The sequence below is a fragment of the Streptomyces sp. NPDC004284 genome, assembly GCF_042874035.1.
Taxonomy (GTDB): domain Bacteria; phylum Actinomycetota; class Actinomycetes; order Streptomycetales; family Streptomycetaceae; genus Streptomyces.
On sequence record NZ_JBIAMJ010000004.1, the window covers coordinates 365,161 to 384,278 of the forward strand.

The 19,118-nt window shown below is 74.2% G+C and carries 13 protein-coding genes; 5 read left to right on the top strand and 8 right to left on the bottom strand.

The genetic code is table 11. The features are described from left to right. Positions 1–115 precede the first annotated feature (115 nt). The 4 genes from ACFYUS_RS14015 to ACFYUS_RS14030 all read right to left on the bottom strand — a co-directional run bounded on the left by ACFYUS_RS14015 (position 116) and on the right by ACFYUS_RS14030 (position 5,303). Positions 116–1,561, bottom strand: a complete 1,446-nt coding sequence (locus ACFYUS_RS14015; RefSeq protein WP_388850160.1) for a glyceraldehyde-3-phosphate dehydrogenase — start codon at positions 1,559–1,561, stop codon at positions 116–118. A 104-nt stretch (positions 1,562–1,665) separates the two neighbouring features. After that, a complete protein-coding gene (locus tag ACFYUS_RS14020) occupies positions 1,666–2,307 on the bottom strand; it encodes a GNAT family N-acetyltransferase (RefSeq protein ID WP_388850163.1) in 642 nt (213 codons plus the stop codon). Positions 2,308–2,395: 88 nt separating this feature from the next. Next, positions 2,396–3,433, bottom strand: a complete 1,038-nt coding sequence (locus ACFYUS_RS14025; protein WP_388850166.1) for a serine hydrolase domain-containing protein — start codon at positions 3,431–3,433, stop codon at positions 2,396–2,398. Positions 3,434–3,536: 103 nt separating this feature from the next. Then, the gene (locus ACFYUS_RS14030) at positions 3,537–5,303 is read right to left on the bottom strand and encodes a VanW family protein (RefSeq protein ID WP_388850169.1); all 1,767 of its coding nucleotides are present in this window, start codon (positions 5,301–5,303) and stop codon (positions 3,537–3,539) included. 280 nt (positions 5,304–5,583) lie between these two features. On the opposite strand from ACFYUS_RS14030, the gene ACFYUS_RS14035 reads away from it, so the two are divergent. From ACFYUS_RS14035 to ACFYUS_RS14055, 5 genes are all read left to right on the top strand, one after another. Further along, the gene (locus ACFYUS_RS14035) at positions 5,584–6,345 is read left to right on the top strand and encodes an IclR family transcriptional regulator (RefSeq protein WP_388850172.1); all 762 of its coding nucleotides are present in this window, start codon (positions 5,584–5,586) and stop codon (positions 6,343–6,345) included. 269 nt (positions 6,346–6,614) lie between these two features. Then, complete coding sequence (locus ACFYUS_RS14040; protein WP_388850175.1) at positions 6,615–6,944, top strand: putative quinol monooxygenase; 330 nt, start codon at positions 6,615–6,617, stop codon at positions 6,942–6,944. A 96-nt stretch (positions 6,945–7,040) separates the two neighbouring features. Further along, positions 7,041–8,078: a LacI family DNA-binding transcriptional regulator gene (locus tag ACFYUS_RS14045; RefSeq protein WP_388850178.1), complete on the top strand. Its 1,038-nt coding sequence runs from the start codon at positions 7,041–7,043 to the stop codon at positions 8,076–8,078. Positions 8,079–8,531: 453 nt separating this feature from the next. Then, the gene (locus tag ACFYUS_RS14050; protein WP_388850181.1) at positions 8,532–13,010 is read left to right on the top strand and encodes an aminotransferase class I/II-fold pyridoxal phosphate-dependent enzyme; all 4,479 of its coding nucleotides are present in this window, start codon (positions 8,532–8,534) and stop codon (positions 13,008–13,010) included. Further along, positions 13,010–13,810 carry a class I SAM-dependent methyltransferase gene (locus ACFYUS_RS14055; protein ID WP_388850185.1) on the top strand — a complete coding sequence of 267 codons (801 nt, stop codon included), beginning with the start codon at positions 13,010–13,012 and terminating at the stop codon, positions 13,808–13,810. Before ACFYUS_RS14050 ends, ACFYUS_RS14055 begins: the two co-directional genes overlap by 1 nt. On the opposite strand, the gene ACFYUS_RS14060 is transcribed toward ACFYUS_RS14055, so the two are convergent. From ACFYUS_RS14060 to ACFYUS_RS14075, 4 genes are all read right to left on the bottom strand, one after another. After that, on the bottom strand, positions 13,805–14,896 hold the full coding sequence (locus tag ACFYUS_RS14060; RefSeq protein ID WP_388850188.1) for a glycosyltransferase family 4 protein: 1,092 nt from the start codon (positions 14,894–14,896) through the stop codon (positions 13,805–13,807). The two genes, ACFYUS_RS14055 and ACFYUS_RS14060, sit on opposite strands and share 6 nt — an antisense overlap. Positions 14,897–14,968: 72 nt before the next feature. Further along, a complete protein-coding gene (locus tag ACFYUS_RS14065; RefSeq protein WP_388850191.1) occupies positions 14,969–15,844 on the bottom strand; it encodes a PIG-L deacetylase family protein in 876 nt (291 codons plus the stop codon). Further along, positions 15,826–17,667, bottom strand: a complete 1,842-nt coding sequence (locus ACFYUS_RS14070) for a glycosyltransferase family 4 protein (RefSeq protein ID WP_388850194.1) — start codon at positions 17,665–17,667, stop codon at positions 15,826–15,828. The genes ACFYUS_RS14065 and ACFYUS_RS14070 overlap by 19 nt, the downstream gene beginning before the upstream one ends. A gap of 540 nt (positions 17,668–18,207) precedes the next feature. Continuing rightward, a complete protein-coding gene (locus ACFYUS_RS14075) occupies positions 18,208–18,981 on the bottom strand; it encodes a glycosyltransferase family 2 protein (RefSeq protein WP_388850197.1) in 774 nt (257 codons plus the stop codon). Positions 18,982–19,118: the final 137 nt, after the last annotated feature.

The following is a 19,118-nucleotide window of genomic DNA, read 5'->3' on the forward strand; positions in this document are numbered from 1 at the left end:
GGACGCCGGCGGGCCGTGAGCGGTTCGCCGGGTCAGGCCGCGGCGGAGACGGCGGCGCGCCGCACCCCCCGGACGGGAAGTGCGGCGCGCGGACGTGCGGTCGTGCTCGCGGAGATCAGACCGCCGGGGACGGGAAGGTCGGGTACTCCACGCCGGAGACGTGCTGGACGACCCGGATGACCTGGCACGAGTAGCCGAACTCGTTGTCGTACCACAGGTACAGGATCGCGTTGTCGCCGTCGACCTTGGTCGCGCCGGCGTCGACGATGGACGCGTGGCGCGAGCCGACGAAGTCCATCGAGACGGCGTCGGGGGCCGTGGTGAAGTCGATCTGGCGCTTCAGCGGCGAGTGCAGCGAGACGTCGCGGAGGTACTCGAGGACCTCTTCGCGGGTGGTCTCGCGGCCCAGGCGCAGGCTCAGGATCGCGATCGAGACGTCCGGGACGGGGACGCGGATCGAGCTGCCGGTGATCGGGGCCTTGAGGTCCGGCAGCGCCTTGGCGACGGCCGAGGCGGCACCGGTCTCGGTGATCACCATGTTGAGCGGCGCGGAACGGCCGCGGCGGTCGGCCTTGTGGTAGTTGTCCAGGAGGTTCTGGTCGTTCGTGAACGAGTGGACCGTCTCCACGTGGCCGCGCAGCACGCCGTACTCGTCGTCCATGGCCTTCAGCGGCGGGACGATCGCGTTGGTGGTGCAGGAGGCGCAGGAGATGACCTGCTCGTCCGGCTTGATCGTGTCGTGGTTGACGCCGTGCACGATGTTCGGCACGTCACCCTTGCCGGGCGCGGTCAGGACGACCTTGTCGATGCCGGGGCGCAGGTGCTTGGAGAGGCCCTCGCGGTCCCGCCACTTGCCGGTGTTGTCGATCAGGATGGCGTTCTCGATGCCGTACGCCGTGTAGTCGACCTCGGAGGGGTCGTTGGCGTAGATCACCTTGATCGTGTTGCCGTTGGCGACGATGGTGCCGTTCGCCTCGTCGACCGTGATCGTGCCCTGGAACTGGCCGTGGATGGAGTCGCGGCGCAGCAGCGAGGCGCGCTTCACGAGGTCCTGCTCACCACCGCCGCGGACGACGATCGCGCGCAGGCGCAGACCGTTGCCGGAGCCGGCCTTCTCGATGAGGAGGCGGGCGACGAGGCGGCCGATGCGGCCGAAGCCGTAGAGGACGACGTCGCGGCCGTCACGGCGCTCGACCTTGTTCTCGCCGATGGCGCCGGCGACGGCCTCGGCGGTGAACTCGGCCACGGAGAGACCGCGGCTGTCGGTCTTGTAGTCCGCGGCCAGCACGCCGATGTCGATCTGGCACGGGCCCAGGTCGAGAGTGGTGAGCGTCTCGAGGAACGGCAGGGTCTCGGTGACCGAGAGCTCCTCGCCGTCGATCTGCCGGGCGAAGCGGTGGGTCTTCAGGATGCTGACCACCGACTTGTTCACCAGGGAGCGGCTGTGGACCAGGACGGTGACGTCCTGCTCCCGGTGCAGCTTCCCGATGATCGGGATCATCGACTCCGCGATCTCCTCGCGGTTCTTCCAGCTGGTGAACGAGTCGTCATTGACAGTCACAGAAGTATCTTTCGAGCTAGGCGGCGCTCATATGGTAACCCCCGGCCCACTTGATCGATCAAGGGGTGCCGCACTGTGAGACGGGTCCCACACGGACACCCGCGTCACCGTCCCGACGCGCGTCGTTCCCGGATCCCGGCCAGACGCTCCTCGAGTGCCGCCCGGCGCTCGGGCCACTCCTCGACGACGACCGAGAAGACGGCCGTGTCACGGAGGCGGCCGTCCTCGCCCGGCACCCAGGACCCGGCCGAGTTCCGCAGGACGCCCTCGAAGCTCGCGCCGACGCCCGCGATCGCGGCCCGTGAGCGGGCGTTGCGGGCGTCGGTCTTCAGGTCGACGCGGGCCACGCCCCAGTTCTCGAAGGCGTGCCGGAAGAGCAGGTACTTGGCCTCGGCGTTCACCCCGGTGCCCTGCGCGGAGGCCGCGAGCCAGGTGAAGCCGATCTCGATCGCGCACAGCCCCTCCCCGGAGGGCCAGGGGCGCGGGTCCCAGAAGGAGGTGTGGCCGACGATCCGGCCGCTCGCCAGGTCGATCTGCGCGTACGGGGCGAGCCTGCCCTCGGCGGCCCGGCCGAGCTGCGCGTCGACGTACGCCCCGGCCTCCCCCCGCCCCGGCACCCAGGTGTAGCGGTACGAGTCCCGGTCCTCCTCCGCCGCCTCCGCCAGACCCGCGACGTGGTGGTGCCCCAGCGGCTCCAGGCGCACGAACTCGCCCTCCAGAACCGGTCCTTCCAGTGTGAAACCCATCAGTCCGCACTCCGTACGTAGGCGTCGAGCGTCGGTGATCGACCGAGCGGACGAAGGGTCGCAGACGCGGCGCCGGACGGCACCCCGTTTACCCGTCGGGGAAGGCGAGGGCACGGAAGCCGTCCCTGACCCGGGCCAGCGGGCCGGGGTCGCGGGTGAGGCGGAGCCGGTTGGTGAGCAGGACCGCCCAGCGGCCGCGCGCGGGCGAGACCCACAGGGCCGTGCCGGTGAAGCCGAAGTGCGCCCAGACGTCCTCCGTCGCTCCCGTGCCCGGTGCCGGATGCCAGAACAGGCCGCGCGGCGGGGCGAGTCCGCCGGTGTGGACGCGCAGCGAGGCGGCGGTCCAGCCGGCGGAGAAGGTGCCGGGCACCGGGTCGAGCAGGTGCCGCAGGAACCGGCCGATGTCGGCGGTCGTGGTGAAGACCCCCGCGATGCCGCAGGCGCCGCCGAGGAGCCGGGCCGAGAAGTCGTGGACGGTGCCCCGGAGCGGGGCGCCGCTCTCCTCGTCGTACTCGGTGGGCGCGCACCGCTCCCTCGCCCCGGCGGGCAGCGGACCGTACCGGGTCTCCGCCATGCCGAGGGGCGTCCAGACCCGGTCCGCGGCGAGCCGGGGGAGCGGCTGCCGGGTGAGGTGCTCGGCGAGGTAGCCGAGGATCAGCGCCGCCCGGTCGGTGTACGCGACGGCCTCCCCGGGCCGGTGCCGGAGCGGCTCGGCGAGGACGCCGTCACGGACGTCCTGCGGATCGGAGCCGTACAGGTGCCGGAGGTTGGCGCGGAGCGGCAGGCCCGCCGTGTGGGTGAGGAGGTGGTGCGCGGTGGCCCCGGCGAGCGGCCGGCCCGCGGCCTCCGGCCAGTACGAGCCGAGGGGGGCGCCCAGGTCGAGCTTCCCGGCGTCGACGAGGGTGCCGACGACCGCCCAGACGGTGAGGATCTTGGTGAGGCTCGCGACGTCGAAGAGCGTGTCGGGGAGCGTCGGCTCCTCCGGTCGCGCCGGGTCGAGCAGCCCGACCGCCCCGGCCGAGAGGGTCGTACGGGCGTCGCCGACGGCCCATGCGGCGCCCGGGTACGTACCGGCGCGGGCGGCCTCGCCGAGGAGCCGCTCGAAGGGGTCGCTGCGCTGTGTCAAGGCGTGCCTCCGGCGGTCCGGGGGAGTTCGGGGCGGGCCGGTCGACGGGCGACGGGCCGCGCTCCGAAGTCATGCCCCGGCCGTACCGGAAGACACCCTTCCGTCAGTGACCGGCGGTCCCTTCGGTGACCGGCTTGCAGGTCACCTCGTCGCGCGGGGTGTAGTGGGTCTTGTACGTCTCCCGCTTGACCTCGACGCCGCCGTTCTTGAAGACGCGGTCCACCGAGATGTCGAAGCCTTCGAGGGGCGGCTGCGGCACACAGGCCTCACCGGTGCCCTCGCGCTTGACGGGCTGCGTGATGTCGGTGCGCGGTCCGGCGACCGCCTCCACGGAGTCGTACTTCTTCGTGCCGAGGAAGCTCACCGTGACCGAGTGGTCGGTGGCGCTCGCCTTGATGTAGATCGGCTTGCCCGTGTCGTTGCGGAACTTCAGGTCGAGCTGGCCCCAGGCGACGGTCGCCTCCCGGCCGGCGGGGTAGCGCTCGATGTAGAAGGAGTGGGCGCCGTGCTCGACGGGCTGCACGCCGGCGAAGAACATGGCGTTGTAGACGGTGGTGGCCATCGCGGACACGCCGCCGCCGGGCGCGGAGCGGTACGAGCCGTCGAGGATCATCGTGCCGTCGACGAAGCCGTTCTCCGGGGTCCGCTCGCCGACCGTCTTGTTGAAGCTCCACACCTCGCCCGGCTGCACGAGCGAGCCGTTGATGAGCTCGGCGGCCCGGCCGATGTTCGTCGTCCGGTACGGGGCGGTGGGGAAGTTCACCGTGAACGTCGACATCTGCTCGGTGATGCCGAGGCGGGCCAGCGAGCCCGAGGACAGCTCGGGCTCGGTGACCTTGGTGGCCACCGGAGCCGTACGGGCCGCGTCGCCGGACCGGGTGAGCAGCGGGCGGACGGCGTCGCCGAGGGCCTTCGCGGTGACCTCCTGGCCCGGCCGGCCCTCCGACTCCACGACGACCTTGCCGTCCCGCACCCCGAGGGACGCCTCCTTCGGCGTGCCCGTCAGCGAGGCGAGGGGGCGCGCCACGTCCGGGTCGCGCAGCAGGGCCTCCTCGTCGAGGGAGGTGGTGAGGCGGCCGCCGTCGTTCTTCACGGTGAGGTGGTCGGAGAGCGTGGCGGCGGAGATCCGCAGCCGCTGGTCACCGGCGGTGAGCGTCACGGGTCCGGAGACGGCGGGCTCGGCGTACGTGTCGAGGAACCGGTTCACCTCGGCGGCGGGCAGCTTCGGCTCGGTCACGGAGACCGGGAGCGTCACCGCGGCGGCGCCCGTGGTCGCCGGGTAGGCCGCGCGCAGGGTCTCGGCGGCCTGCGCGGTGTCCAGCCTGCTGCCGGTCACCGGCTGGGTCGCGACGGCCCGGCCGTCGCGGAAGGCGACGGATCCCTCGCGGACCGTCCGGTCGTTCTGCCTGGCCAGCTCGGCCACGGCGGCCCGGGTCTTCGCCTCGTCGTGGGCGAGGACCGGCTGGATCTCGCGCTCACCGGGGGAGAACAGCCGCCCGATGACGGTGACGGGGTCACGGGACGGGTCGGCCGCCATGTCGGCGGTCTTCGCCACGTCCACGGTGAGCCCGGCCGACGCCGGGTCCACGGCGGCGGAGCGGTCGCCGACCTTGACGGGTATCGGCGCCTTCCAGGAGGCCGGGGCCTCGGCCGTCAGCTTCGCCTCGGCCTCGGCACGGCTCATGCCGCCGATGTCCACGCCGTCGACCCGGGTCCCGGCGGATATGTCGTCCCCCGTCGCGAGCAGCCCCGCCACGTACAGGCCGCCCGCGGCGACCGCGACCACACCCGTCGCGATCGCCGCCGTCCGAAGACGCGGACGGCGCCCCTCGCGGGGCGTCGGGGCATGGTCGGTCGTGGAGCGGGGCACACGCTCTCCCGGGGCGTCGAGGAATGGGGGAACCACACGACGGTACGCCGAAAGAGTGTCTTATGCACATAAGGGCGGTTTGACCTGCGGGGATACGGAGCGGGTCATCGCGACCACGGACCGTACCGCCGTACGGGTGACGGAGAGCCCGCCCACCCGCCCGCACGGACCGCGAAACGGACCCGGACCCGTGAGCTCCGCACCGCCCGGTCGGGCGCCCGCGCCGCACCGTCCGCACCGTCCGCGAAGCCGCGGCCGTCGCCGGCCCTAAGCTGGAGCGATGCCTGACACCCCCGGCCCCGGGCACCCCGGGCCCCAGTCCGTCGACCGGGCCCTCGCCGTCCTCGACGCCGTCGCCGACGCGGACCGGCCCGTCGGGGCGAAGGCGCTGGCGCGGCGGCTCGGCTGCGCCCTCTCGACCGTCTACCACGTGACCGGGCCCCTGCTCGCCCGCGGCTACCTCGTCCGTACCGCCGAGGGGTACGCGCCCGGGCCCCGCGTCCCCGCCCTGCACCGCTCCCACCAGCGGCACCACGGGCTCGGCGCCGGAACCGGCGAGCTCCTCGGCCGGCTGCGCCGGGCCACCGGCGCGGAGGCGTACCACACCGCGTACCGCGACGGCCTGATCACCGTCGTCGACACCACCGCCCCCGTCACCGACACCGGCCACCCCTTCACCCCCGGCCCCGAGGCCCGCGCCCACGCGACCGCCCACGGCAAGGCGCTGCTCGCCGCCCTGCCACGCCCGCTGCGCCGCCGCTATCTGGCGGAGCACGGCATGGCCCGCTTCACCGAGCGGACCATCACCAGCGCCGAACGCTTCGAGGCCGAGGTGGACCGGGTGCGCGGCCAGGGCTTCGCCGTCTCGGTGGGGGAGGCCGACCTCGCGTACACCTGCCTCGCCGTCGCCCTGCCCGACCGCGGCGACGGCATCGTGCACGCCCTCTCCGTCTCCCTCCCCACCGCCGATTTCGCCCACCGCCAGGGCGAGATCCGCGCCGCACTGACCCGCGCGGCCCCGGATTTCCCTGCGGTGCGGTAACGCCGCTTCGCGGCTCGCGCCGCAGGGGGCCCGCGAGCCGCCTCGGCGGCGCCGTGGCGGAGCTTCCCTGCTCGCGCCGTACGCGGGGCCTCTGCTCCCGCCGTACGGGGACTCTCCGGCGGCCCCGCCCGTGCCGTCACCGGGCTTCCCGGACTTCCCGGCCCGCGTTCCACCGGAACCCCCGGCCGCCCCACCCGCCTTTCCGGCCCTGTCGGAATCCCGGGCCGTTCCGCTCGCCCCGTCCCTCCCCGCCGCCGCAAGGTGGGTGCATGATCTTCATCGCCGTCCGGTTCACCGTCCGTCCCGACCACGCCGACCGCTGGCTCGACCTGGTCGACGAGTTCACCCGCGCCACCCGCGCGGAGCCCGGGAACCTCTTCTTCGACTGGTCCCGCAGCGTCGACGACCCGAACGTCTTCGTGCTCCTGGAGGCCTTCGCCGACGCGGAGGCGGGCGCCGTCCACGTCGCCTCCCCGCACTTCGCCGCAGGGCTCTCCGCCATGGCCGGCGCCATCGCCGCCACCCCCGAGATCATCAACGTCGAGGTCCCGCAGCAGGGCTGGGGCGCCATGGCCGAGCTCGCCCCGACCGACGCCTGAGAGGCTCCGCCACGACCCCCGGGGCCGCCCCGCCCCGACTGATAGGTTCGCGTGCACACGCAGGCGGGGCGGCGCGCCCGAGGGGAGATGCGGCACATGGCGGTGAGCGGGCGGCAGAGCGGCAGGCCCACCCTTGAGGAGGTCGCGGCCCGCGCGGGAGTCGGGCGCGGCACGGTCTCCCGGGTCATCAACGGTTCCCCGAAGGTGAGCGAGCAGGCCAAGGCCGCCGTCGAGCGGGCCGTCGCGGAGCTCGGCTACGTCCCCAACCGGGCCGCCCGCGCCCTCGCCGGCAGCCGCACCGACGCCGTCGCCCTGGTGATCCCCGAGACCGAGGCGCGCCTCTTCGCGGAGCCGTACTTCCTCGACATCATCCGCGGCGTCAGCGCCGAACTCGCCGACGCCGACAAGCAGTTGCTGCTCACCCTCATCCGCAGCGAACAGGAGCGGCAGCGCTTCGAGCAGTACCTCGCCGCCCAGCGCGTCGACGGCGTCCTCCTCGTCTCCGTGCACGGCGCCGACCCGCTGCCCGACCAGGTCCGCGCCCTCGGCCTGCCCGCCGTCCTCAACGGCCGCCGCACCGAGGCCGAGCGCGTCGCCTTCGTCGACTCCGACAACACCGGCGCGGGCCGGACCGCCGTCGCCCACCTCGCCGCCCGTGGCCGGCGGGCGATCGCCACCGTCACCGGCCCCCTCGACATGTACGTGGCCCGCTGCCGCCTCGACGGCTACCGTCAGGGCCTCGCGGAGGCCGGTCTCGCCTCCGACGAGGCGCTCGTCGCCCACGGCGACTTCACCGAGGAGGGCGGCCGGCGCGCCATGCGGGAGCTCCTGGACCGCAGGCCCGATCTGGACGCCGTCTTCGCCGCCTCGGACGTGATGGCGGCCGGCGCGCGGAGCGTCCTGCGGGAGGCGGGCCGCCGGGTCCCGCAGGACGTGGCCCTCGTCGGCGTCGACGACTCCGCCGTCGCCCGGCACATGGACCCGCCGCTGACGAGCGTGCGCCAGCCCATCGAGGAGATGGGCCGCACCATGGCCCGCCTGCTCCTCCAGGAGATCGCCTCGCCCGGTGACCCGGACGGGCAGCAGCCCCGCCGGATCCTGCCCACCGAGCTCGTGGTCCGCGCCTCCTCCTGACGGACCGCCGCCTCGGCCCCGACCGGCCGCTGCCGCGTACGGACGGTCTGCCGCCCTGTCCTGACGGTCCGCTGTCGCGTTCTGACGGTTCGCTGCCGCGTACGGACGGTCTGCCGCCATGTCCTGACGGTCCGCTGTCACGTTCTGACAGTCTGCCGCCGCGTACTGATGGTCCGCTGTCACGTTTTGACGGTCTGCCGCCACGTACCGACGGTCTTCCGTCACGTTCTGACGGTCCGCCGCCCCGTACCGACGGTCCGCTGTCACGTTCTGACGGTCCGCCGTCACGGCCCCGGAGGTCCGCGCCCCACAGCCCCGACCTGCGCCGTCGCAGCCCCGCCCGGCCGAGATGCAGCCGTCCCGGGCGCCCCGGAGAATGGACACCGTACGGGGTCCGTACCCGAGACCAGGGCGCTTCCGACGGCGTCCGACCCGGCAAGGGGGCGGTCGACGATGCCGCTGCGCCAGCTCGACCGGCCGCACGTCGCGCCCGGGACACTGCGCCGCTGGACCCTCCTGTACCTCCTGACCGTGGTTCTCCTGACGGTCGCCTACCTGCAGTTCCCCTCCCGTCACACCGTCCTGTGGGCACTCATCGGACTCGGCGGCGTCGCCGCCATCCTCGTCGGCGTCCGGCTGCACCGGCCCGCCAAGCGCTGGCCCTGGCTGGTGCTCGCCGCGGCCAACCTCACCTTCGTGAGCGGCGACACCGCCTACAACGTCCTGGAGGCCTTCTTCGGCGAGACCAGACCCTTCCCGTCCGTCGCCGACGCCCTGTACCTGGCCACCTACCCGCTGTTCGCCGTCGGCCTCTTCGGGTTCATCCGCTACCGGGAGGTCGGCCGCGACCTCGGCGTCGTCCTCGACGCGCTGATCCTCACCGCAGGCCTCGCCCTGCTCGGCTGGGTCAACCTCATCACCCCGCTCGCCAGGAGCGAGGGCATGAGCTGGACCGAGAAGGCCATCTCCATCGCCTATCCCCTCGGCGACGTCCTGATGCTCGCGATGCTCGCCCGGCTGCTCGTGCCCGGCGGCCTGCGCTCCCGGTCCGTCCAGCTCCTCACCCTGGGCACCTGCGGCATCCTGGCCTCCGACGTCATCTACGGCATCCTCCAGCTCAAGGGCACCTGGATGGTCGGCACCCCCTGGGACCTGGGCTGGGTCGTCTTCTTCACCGCCTGGGGCCTCGCCGCCCTCCACCCCTCCATGACCGGCCTCACCGAACCGGCCCCCGAACCGGCCTCCGGCGTCGCCGAGCGCCGGCTCGCGCTGCTCGCCGGCGCCTCGCTCGTCGCCCCCGCCCTGCTGCTCCTCCAGTCGATGCGCCACAACCAGAACAAGGACATCGCCGTCATCGCGATCTTCTCGGCGCTGATGTTCCTCCTGGTCCTCGCCCGGCTCTGGGGCATGATGAACGACCACGGCAAGGCCGAGGCGCGCGAGCGCAGCCTCAGGGTCGCCGCCGCCTCCCTCGTCGCCGCCCTCAGCCCCCGCGAGGTCGCCGGCGCGGTCGAGACGGCCGCGGCCACCCTCTTCGGCGCGGGCACCGCCCACCAGGTCCTCCTCCTCACCCGGGACCGCCGGGGCGGCCTCAACGCCGTGGCCACCCCGGGGCGCCCCTGGAGCATCCGCACCGACGAGCTGGTCAGACCGCCCGGCACGGCCTGGCCCGAGCACGTCGCCGACGGCACCCGGCTGCTCCCCGTGACCCGGCTCGACCCCGCCCTCGCCGCCGAGATCGCGCCCGCGACCCACGTCCTGCTCTGCCCCCTGAAGCTCCAGGCCCCGGCAGGGCCCGAACCGCTCCTCGGCGTGCTGCTCCTCGCGGGCCCCGAGAAGAAGCTCGCGGAGATCATGGGATCCGCCCAGTCCCTGGCCTCCCAGGCGGCCCTGGCCCTCGAACGCTTCGGGCTGAGCGAGGAGGTCAACCGCCGTACCAGCGAGGCCTACTTCCGCACCCTCGTGCACAACACCTCGGACGTCATCCTGATCGTCGACGACGACGACACCGTCCGGTACGCCAGCCCCTCCGCCGAGTCCATGTTCGGCCGCTCCCTGCTCCCCGGCACCCCGCTCACCGAGATCCTCGCCCCCGCCGACACGGCCGGCGCCCTGCGCGTCCTCGCCGACGCGCGCGCCCGCGGCTCCGCCGACGCCCGGGAGGACTGGAAGCTGCTCCACGGGGGCTCCGGCGAACTGGAGGTCGAGGTCCGGTGCAGCAACCTGCGCAACGAGCGGACCGTCCACGGCCTCGTCCTCACCCTCCGCGACGTCACCGAGCAGCGGAAACTGGAACGGGAGCTGACCCACCGGGCGTTCCACGACTCCCTCACCGGGCTCCCCAACCGCGTCCTGCTCCTCGAACGCATCGAGCGGGCGCTGCTCCGCGGCCGCCGCGAGTCCACCCTGACCTGCATGCTCTTCGTCGACCTCGACGACTTCAAGGTCGTCAACGACACCATGGGGCACTCGGTCGGCGACGAACTCCTCGTCGCCGTCGCCCGCCGCCTCACCTCGGTCCTGCGGCTCACCGACACCGCCGCCCGGCTCGGCGGAGACGAGTTCGCCGTCCTCATCGAGGGCGCCCGCGAACCCCGCGACGCCGAGGCCCTCGCGGCCGAGATCGTGCACACCCTCAGCCAGCCCTTCCACCTCACCGACGGCGCCGTCTCCGTGTCGACCAGCGTCGGCATCGCCACCGTCCTCGACAGCGCCCACGCCGAGGAGCTCCTCGGCCACGCCGACCTCGCCCTGTACGCGGCCAAGGCCGCCGGCAAGAAGCGCTGGCGGCTCTTCCACCCCGAGCTGCACTCCCGGCTGGTCGCCCGCCACGAACTCCAGGCGGGCATGGACACGGCCATCGCCGACCACGCCTTCGCCCTGCGCTACCAGCCGATCGTCGAGGTCGACGGCGGCGCCCCGGCCGGTCTCGAAGCGCTCATCCGCTGGCCGCACGCCCGGCGCGGCATGGTGCCGCCCGACCAGTTCATCACCCTCGCCGAGGAGAGCGGCCACATCATGCCGCTGGGCGCCTGGGTCCTCGAACACGCGGCGCTCGACATCGCCCGCTGGCAGCGCGCCCACCCCCGCAGCAGCCCCCTGCACGCCAATGTGAACGTCTCGGCACGGCAGTTCCGCGACCTCGGATTCGTCGACGAGGTACGGCGCGCCCTCCACTCCTCCGGACTCTCGCCCGGCTCGCTCGTCCTGGAGCTCACCGAGACCGTCCTCATGCGCAAGGACGCCCAGATCCGGAACACGATGGCCGCCCTCAAGGACCTGGGCGTCGACATCGCCATCGACGACTTCGGCACCGGATTCTCCTCGCTCAGCTACCTCCGCGAGTTCCCCATCGACGTCCTCAAGGTCGACAAGTCGTTCATCGACGACATCACCACCGACCCGCAGCAGGTGGCGCTGGTGGAGGGCATCGTCCGCATCGCCGACGTCCTCGGCCTCCAGGTCGTCGCCGAGGGCATCGAGCACGAGGAGCAGCGGGCGCTGCTCGCCGACATGGGCTGCCGGTACGGGCAGGGCTACCTCTTCGCCCGCCCCATGACCGCCCACCAGACCGAGTCCTATCTGTACCGCTCCTCGCCCGCCGGCGCCCGTCCCGCCCCCCGTCCCGCCGTCCGGCCCACCGGCCCCGCCCAGGCCGCCGCCACCACCCGGCCTCCGCGCGAGGCCCGCTGGCGCGACCTGGAGCACCTCCAGCGGACCAGCCTCATGTGCGACGCCGTCATCGACGAGATCGACGGCCGCCGCATCCGGGTCGGCGACGACTGGCTCGTCGACTTCGCCTCCTGCAACTACCTCGGCCTCGACCTCGAACCCGAGGTCATCGAGGCCATCGAGCCCGAGGTACGGCGCTGGGGCACCCACCCCAGCTGGTCCCGGCTCCTCGGCAGCCCCCGGCTCTACCCCCGCATCGAGGAGCGGCTCACCGAACTCCTCGGCGCCCCCGACACCCTGCTGCTGCCCACCATCACCCTCATCCACCAGTCGGTGATCCCCCTCCTCGCCGGCAGCGGCCAGGTCTTCGTCGAGGCGCAGGCCCACCGCACCGTGTACGACGGCTGCATCGGCGCCCGGGGACAGGGCGCCGAGATCCACCGCTTCCACGCAGACCGGCCGGACGAACTGTCGGTGCTGCTGCGCGGCTCGCCCGCCGACGCCGGCCGGCTCGTCTGCATGGACGGCGTCAACAGCATGACCGGCAACTTCCCCGACCTGCCCGTGCTCGCCCGGATCTGCCGGGAGAACGGCGCCCTGCTGTACGTCGACGACGCCCACGGCTTCGGCGTCATCGGGGAGCGCCGCGCCGACGAGACCAGCCCGTACGGCGCGCGCGGCAACAGCATCGTCCGCCACCTCGGCGAGAGCTACGAGAACCTGGTCCTGGTCGGTGGCTTCTCCAAGGCCTTCTCCTCGCTCCTCGCCTTCCTCGCGGTGCCGCGCTGGCTCAAGGACCACCTCAAGGTGGCGGCGGCCCCGTACCTGTACTCGGGGCCCTCGCCGACCGCCTCGCTCGCCACCGCCCTCGCCGGACTCGACGTCAACGAGGAACGCGGGGACGAGATCAGGGCCCGCCTGTACCGCATGACGGCCCGCGTCCTCGACCACGTACGGGGCCTGGGCATCGCCACCCCCAACACGGACGGCCTGCCGATCGTCGAGATCCCGCTCGGCGACGCCGACGACCTCGACGCCGTGGCGGCCTTCCTGTGGGAGCACGGCATCTACGTGACGCTCGCGTCCTACCCGCTCGTGCCGCGTGACCGGGTGGGCTTCCGCATCCAGATCACCGCCGCCAACACCGACGAGGAGATCGGCCAGCTGTGCGCCGCCCTGACGGAGCTCGTCGCGCGCTTCCCCCTCCAGCCCGCCGAGGCCGTCCGCCCCGTCCCGGCCGGCCGGCCCACGGAGAAGTGATGGACCGGATCCCGCCGGGCCCGCCGGAGACGGACCGGCCGCGCCGCAACAGGGACGCCGACTGGGACGCCTGGCCGGTCGACGCCTACCTCACCGAGAACTACCGCAGCCTCCACCCGTACGACATCGGCGTCATCCGCCACCACGCGGGCGTCTACCGGCGCTTCGCCCCCGGCAGCCTCGCCCGCACCCTCGAACTGGGCGCGGGCCCCAACCTCTACCCGCTGATGCTCGCGGGCGCCGCCGCCCGCCGCGTCGACGCCCTCGAACCCAGCGCCGCCAGCGTCCGCTATCTGCGCGGGCAGCTCGCCCACGGCGTCGACGACAGCTGGCAGCGCTTCTACCGCCTCTGCCGCTCCCACGACCCCGCCCTCCCGGCGAGCTGCGCCGAGGCCCTCCGCCGGGTCCGCGTCGTCCGGGGCACCGCCGACGACCTGCCCCCCGGCACCTACGACCTCGCCTCCATGAACTTCGTCGCCGAGAGCGTCACCGAGGACTTCGAGGAGTTCACCGCGGTCTGCGACGTCTTCGTCCGCGCGGTCGTCCCCGGCGGCCGGCTCCTCGCCGCCTTCATGGAGCGCATGCCGAGCTACCGCATCGGCACCGGACCCGTCTGGCCCGCCTGCCCGGTCGACGAGGCCGCGCTGCGGTCCGTCTTCGCGCCCCGCACCACCGGCCTGCGGATCCTCCGGCTGGCGAAGGACCGCACCCTGCCCGAGTACGGGGACACCGGCGTCCTGCTGCTCACCGCCGAACGGCCGCGCACCCCCGGACCCGGGCACGTCCCGGGGCCGTCATGACAGCAGCTCCTGGTAGAGCGCCGCGTACCGGGCCGCGAAGCGTTCGGGGCCGAAGTGGTCCTCGACCAGGACCCGCCCCCGCTCGGCGAGCATGTCCCAGGACCGCGGCTGGTCGAGCAGCCACGCCAGCTGCTGCCCGGTGCGGCGCGCGTCGCCCGCAGGGGCCCGCAGCACGGCGTGGCCGAAGTCGGCGAACTGGGGGAGGTCGCTGAGGATCGCGGGCCGCCCCGAGGCCAGCGCCTGGAGGACGGTGAGCGGGACGTCCGCGTTGTCGAGCGCGGCCGGCGGGAACAGCAGCACCTGCACGGAGGCCAGCAGGGCGTGCATGTCCCCGACGTGGCCGCGCACCTCGAAGTCGGTGAGTCCCGCCGCGCCGGCCCGCTCCCGCAGCGCCTCGGCCAGCCCCGTGGCGTCCTGCCCCGGCCGCGCGCGCACGGCGAGCACCAGCCGGAACCGGGCCCCCTCCCGATGGGCCTCCGCCGCCGCGTCGATCGCGGTCTCCGCCCCGCCGTCCGGATCGTGGTGCCCCGTGAAGAGGACCGTGGGGAGTCCCTGCGGACGCGGCAGGTACGGCCACTCGTCCGGGCCGATCATGGGCGGGACGACCCGTACGTCCCCGAAGTCGGCGGCCCTCAGCCGGCGGGCCATCGACTCCGTCAGGGCGACCGTCACCCCCAGCGGCCGGGCGTGCGCCAGGTGGCGGGGGTCCGCCACCCCGGCCACGGTGTGCACGACCGGCCGCCCGCCGAGCAGCAGCGGGCGCAGCCACGAGAAGACCGGGAAGCCGCGGCCGATGGTGAGGAAGGCGTGCACCAGGGCGACCCGGCGGGCGAACACGGCCCCGGCGAGCACGGACTGCACCCGTGTGGAGACGTGCGGCCCCCCGTCCCCGGAGAGGACGTGGACGGGCCGCCCGCGCTCCGGCGGGGGCTGCCGCCGCCCGGGCAGCCGGGAGAACCAGACGAAGTCCACATCGGGCAGGACGTCGAGGAGGTCCGACGCGAGCCGGACGGCACGGCCCTCCGCCCCGTCCAGTGGACCGCCGGTCAGGAGCAGGACGCGCGGCCGCCGCTCATCCCGGACCATCGGGCACCTCCGCGGCCCGCGGCCCCGGCGGGGGGACCAGGGGTCCGGCCACGGCGGGGCCGCCCGGGACGGTCACGACACACCTTCGGCGGTCCGGACCCGCGCGCCCGCCCTGCGGCCGGGGCCGGCGGCCGGCGGCACGCTCGCGGCTCCGGCCCCGGGCAGCAGGTACACCTCGGGCACGCGCGGGATGCGGCCCCCGGGGAACAGGGCGTCGGTCTGCGTCCGGTAGCCCCGGATCAGCTCGGCCTTCCGGTCGAGGCCCCGCTCCCAGGCGCGGGCCACGAGCCGGTGGCTGTCGGTGAACCCGTCGTCGTCGGCGGTCTGGTTGTACGGGAAGTCGCTGTAGTACACGATCCGGCGGCCGCTCCGCTCGGCGGCGGTGCGGACCAGGACGTGGTCGGCGTGCCCGCCCACCCCCAGGGGCGCGAGCACCAGGCCGCCGGAGCGGCCGGGCAGCAGCGCGTCGACGGTCTCCCCGACGGCGCGCAGCGTCTCGGCGTCGTACGCGGACACCCGGCCCCGCGACAGGTGCATCCGGTACGTCGGGTACACGTGGTCCAGTTCGGGCAGCACCCGGGACAGCCGTCCCCCGCCCCGACGGGCCCGCGGCAGCCGCCGGAACAGCCCGTCGACCAGGCCCACATGGCGGCAGTCGACGTCGAGCAGTTCGAGGACCCGCCGGTCCTCCTCGCGCCGGTCGGCGAAGAGCTCCTCCGCGTCCCGGGCCCGGGTCTGCCGCAGGTACTGCCGGGCGGAGAGGGTGTACGGCGGCGGCGCGGCCTCCGTGAACAGCGTGGCGACCGTCACCGGCGCCCGCCGCCCCGCCCAGCCGAGCAGCGCCCCGCAGGACAGGACGGCGTCGTCCAGGTGCGGCGAGAGCACGATCATCGGGACACCGGAGCCGAGGACCGTCCGGACGAAGCTGGTCAGCGGGTCGTCTGCCATGACGCGCCCCTCCTCCTCGGCCGCCGCGGAGCGGCGGGTGAGTCCACGAGCCGGTGGGCCAGGGCCAGATACCGGCCCGTCGTCTCGTCCCACGTGTAGTGCTGTGCCGCGATCCCCGAGCGGTGGCCCAGCCGGCGGCGGAGCCCCGCGTCCGTGGCCAGCTCCGTCATCCGCGCGCCGAACGCCGCCACGTCGAACGGCGTCACGGCCACGTCTCCTCCGTCGCGCATCCAGCGCAGCGCCGGCAGGTCGAAGTGGAGGACGGGCTTGCCGTACGACATGCCTTCCAGGGCCACCAGACCGAAGGCCTCGTGCCGGGACGGCAGCACCAGGAAGGCGCTGTCGCACAGCAGTTGGCGCCTGCGGTCCTCACCGGTGCACCTCACCCAGTGGATCCGGGGCTCGGGGTCGCGGGTGTGCGCGGCGACGAGCACGGCGAGCCGGCGTTCCTCGGCGGGGGTGCCGCTGCCCGCGAGCAGCAGGTCGAGCGGGGGGCGGGCCCGGTCGTAGGCCTCGAGGAGCAGGTCCAGGCCCTTGGCCCAGGTGTCGATCCGCCCGAGGAAGAGGATGAACCGGCCGGCTCCGAGCCGGGCCTCGTCGAGCTGGTGCTGCTCGACCCCGTGGGGGACGACCTGGACGTCGGCCCGGGGGCTGAGCCTGCGGATCGCCGAACCGTCCGCCGCGTTCCTCACCACGATGTGCCGGTAGCAGCGCAGGCCCAGCCGTTCCACCAGGAAGAACGGGAGGTGGTAGCGCCGCCACAGGGCCTCGGTGCCGCGCCCCTGGAGGACGCCGACGACGGGTGCGGTCGTCATCAGGGGCAGGAAGCTCGTGGAGAACGGCGGGGTGAAGCTCTCCAGCCACAGGTCGTGCCGGATGCGGCGGGCCACGAACGGCAGGAGCGCGAGGAACAGCAGCGGCCCGGCGTGCGGCCCCGCCCGGCCCACCGGGAGCCGCACGTAGCGGATGCCGTCCCGGTCCTCGGTGCCGCCGTGCCGGCCGGCCGTCACGACGGTGACCCGGAAGTCCTCGGCGAGCCGCCGGGCCACCATGTCGGCCGCGGGCGCCCCGCCGTCCCGGCAGGCGGGATCGCCGGCGTCCTCGTAGACCGACACCACCACGTGCCGCCGCTCCCCGGCCGCCGTGCCGCGCTCCGGCACGGCGGCCGCCCGCTCCCGCTGCCGTATCTCGTCGAGGATCCGCTCCAGCGCCCCGCCCGCGACCAGGGACGGAGCCCGCTCGTCGTCGAGCCGCGCGATCCCCGAGAGACGCCGCGACCAGCTGCGGTAGCGGGCCCGGCCGGGGGTCTCCTCCCGGCCGCGGCCCCGCGGCACGTCGGTGCCGGCCCCGAGGAGGAGCGTCAGGCCGTAGCCGCGGTCGATCCGCCGGAAGGCGGACGCGGTGCCCGAGGAGGCCGGCGGGTCGAAGGCCACCAGGCCGTCCAGCGGGCCGCGGTCCGTCACGACCACGGCCTGTCCGCCGCGCGTCCGGGGCCGTGCTCGCGCCCGCGTGCGCGCGAGGAGCGTGGCGGCCGTGAGCCGGGCCGTGAGCTCGCCCGCGTGGAGGAGCGCGTGGGCACGGCGCAGCCGGGATCCCCGGCGCTCGGGATCCGTGGCGCGCCGTGCCCACCCGCCCCCACCCGGTTCGCCCGCATCCCTCGCACGGGGCGGAACCGGGAACCTGCGGCACAGGAAGCAGCCGTGGCCGTGGACGGTGACGACGGTGACACCGTGCTCGCCGAGCAGCACGGCGAGCCTGCGCACCAGCGAGGATCCGTCCGCGCCGTCCGGCCCGGACACGGCGACGAGCAGGGGACCGGTCATCGCGCCTCGCCTCCCCGGGACGGGGCGCGCGGAGCCGGGCGCGCGGTCGAGCGGGGGATCGGGGCATGCGCGGAGGCACGGTCACGGGGAGGAGGTCCGCAGGCCGCACGGGACCTGGCGGACCCCGGTTCTCCGGCTGGACCCGCTGGACCGGACGACCCGGACGAGCCGCGGCTGCGGCGTGCCGTGCCGGTGTGGGTCGTACGGGCCCGCCGTCGCCGTGCCGCGCCGCGTGCCCGGCAGGCCCCGCTCCGGGGCGCGGGAACGGCGCGGCCGATCCGGTCGGAGGCCCGGCGCGCCGGATGGGCGGTCGGGCGGCGCGGCGGCCGGCAGGGCGAGCGGCGCCGGGCATCGCCGAAAGGCCAGTCGGTCACTCGCCGCAGGGGGTGCGGAACGGGTGCCACCGGCACTCGGCTGATCTGGATCGAGGTCACGTCGCGCCTCTTCCGACAACCGGCCCCGCCGGGGGGAATGCGATCAAGGTCTTCTTTGCCCTGAAATGGTGCCTTCTTTAGCGTTAGCACCCTTAGGTGGGATTCGTCAACCGCGGGAGCCCCGGAGGGGGCCGCGCGCCAGCCGCGACAGGGCGTTGTGCGGCCGTTCGTCGAGGAGCGTGCCGAGGATGCGGGCGCCGTCCCGGACCGTGCGGGGGTGCGAGGGGCCGTGACGGCACGGCAGTTCGAGGCTGGGCACCTCGGCGACGCGCAGTCCGTAGTGCAGCGCGTGCGCGACCAGTTCGGCCCCGAGTTCCACGCCGCCCTCGCGCAGGTCGAGGAGATCGACGAAGGGGCGCCGGAACGCGCAGAATCCGTACCAGAGATCCGTGAGGTGCTGTCCGTACAGCCGGCGGGCGACACGCAGCAGCGCGCGGTGCCCGAGGCGCCGCGACAGCGGATAGCGGGCGTAATCCCCGCCCGCGATGAAACGCGATCCCTTGACGAAGTCGTAACCGCTTTCCAGATAGTGCAGATAGTGCGGGATCTCGTGCGGCGACATGCTTCCGTCGGCGTTCATCAGGACGATCAGGTCCCCGGTCGCCGCGAGCAGTCCCGCGTGCGGGATGTCGCCCCGGGTGGAGTCCCAGGCCCCGAGCCGGCGCACCGTGAGCCCGGCGCGCTCGCGGCCCCGCCCGGCGGAACCGCCGATCAGGACCACCTCCCGCACGGCCGGAGGCACCTGGTCGAGGAGCCGGTCGAACGCCGCTCCCGGGTCCCCGCCGCCGGGGCGGGCCGTGAGGACGAGACTCACCGTCGGGGTGCCGGAGCCGGCCACCCGGTCGGTCGACCTGCGCAGGGGATGCGAATCGCTACTCATGGGGTACGGCCTTACTCGTCGGTACGGCCTCGCGCGCGGCCGGCCCGCGTCTTTCAGAATCCTGCGTCCGGGGCGACGCCGTCAAGAAAAGCGGATGAATATGCGGGCGGCCGCGAAGGAATGACCCGCCAGGACCC

Excerpts from the sequence above, each read along its gene's own strand:
- ACFYUS_RS14045 (WP_388850178.1), top strand. The coding sequence starts at position 7,041 with ATGGCGGTGAGCGGGCGGCAGAGCGGCAGGCCCACCCTTGAGGAGGTC.
- ACFYUS_RS14075 (WP_388850197.1), bottom strand. The coding sequence starts at position 18,981 with ATGAGTAGCGATTCGCATCCCCTGCGCAGGTCGACCGACCGGGTGGCC.
- ACFYUS_RS14055 (WP_388850185.1), top strand. The coding sequence starts at position 13,010 with ATGGACCGGATCCCGCCGGGCCCGCCGGAGACGGACCGGCCGCGCCGC.
- ACFYUS_RS14040 (WP_388850175.1), top strand. The coding sequence starts at position 6,615 with ATGATCTTCATCGCCGTCCGGTTCACCGTCCGTCCCGACCACGCCGAC.
- ACFYUS_RS14035 (WP_388850172.1), top strand. The coding sequence starts at position 5,584 with ATGCCTGACACCCCCGGCCCCGGGCACCCCGGGCCCCAGTCCGTCGAC.
- ACFYUS_RS14065 (WP_388850191.1), bottom strand. The coding sequence starts at position 15,844 with ATGGCAGACGACCCGCTGACCAGCTTCGTCCGGACGGTCCTCGGCTCC.
- ACFYUS_RS14020 (WP_388850163.1), bottom strand. The coding sequence starts at position 2,307 with ATGGGTTTCACACTGGAAGGACCGGTTCTGGAGGGCGAGTTCGTGCGC.
- ACFYUS_RS14060 (WP_388850188.1), bottom strand. The coding sequence starts at position 14,896 with ATGGTCCGGGATGAGCGGCGGCCGCGCGTCCTGCTCCTGACCGGCGGT.
- ACFYUS_RS14050 (WP_388850181.1), top strand. The coding sequence starts at position 8,532 with ATGCCGCTGCGCCAGCTCGACCGGCCGCACGTCGCGCCCGGGACACTG.
- ACFYUS_RS14070 (WP_388850194.1), bottom strand. The coding sequence starts at position 17,667 with ATGACCGGTCCCCTGCTCGTCGCCGTGTCCGGGCCGGACGGCGCGGAC.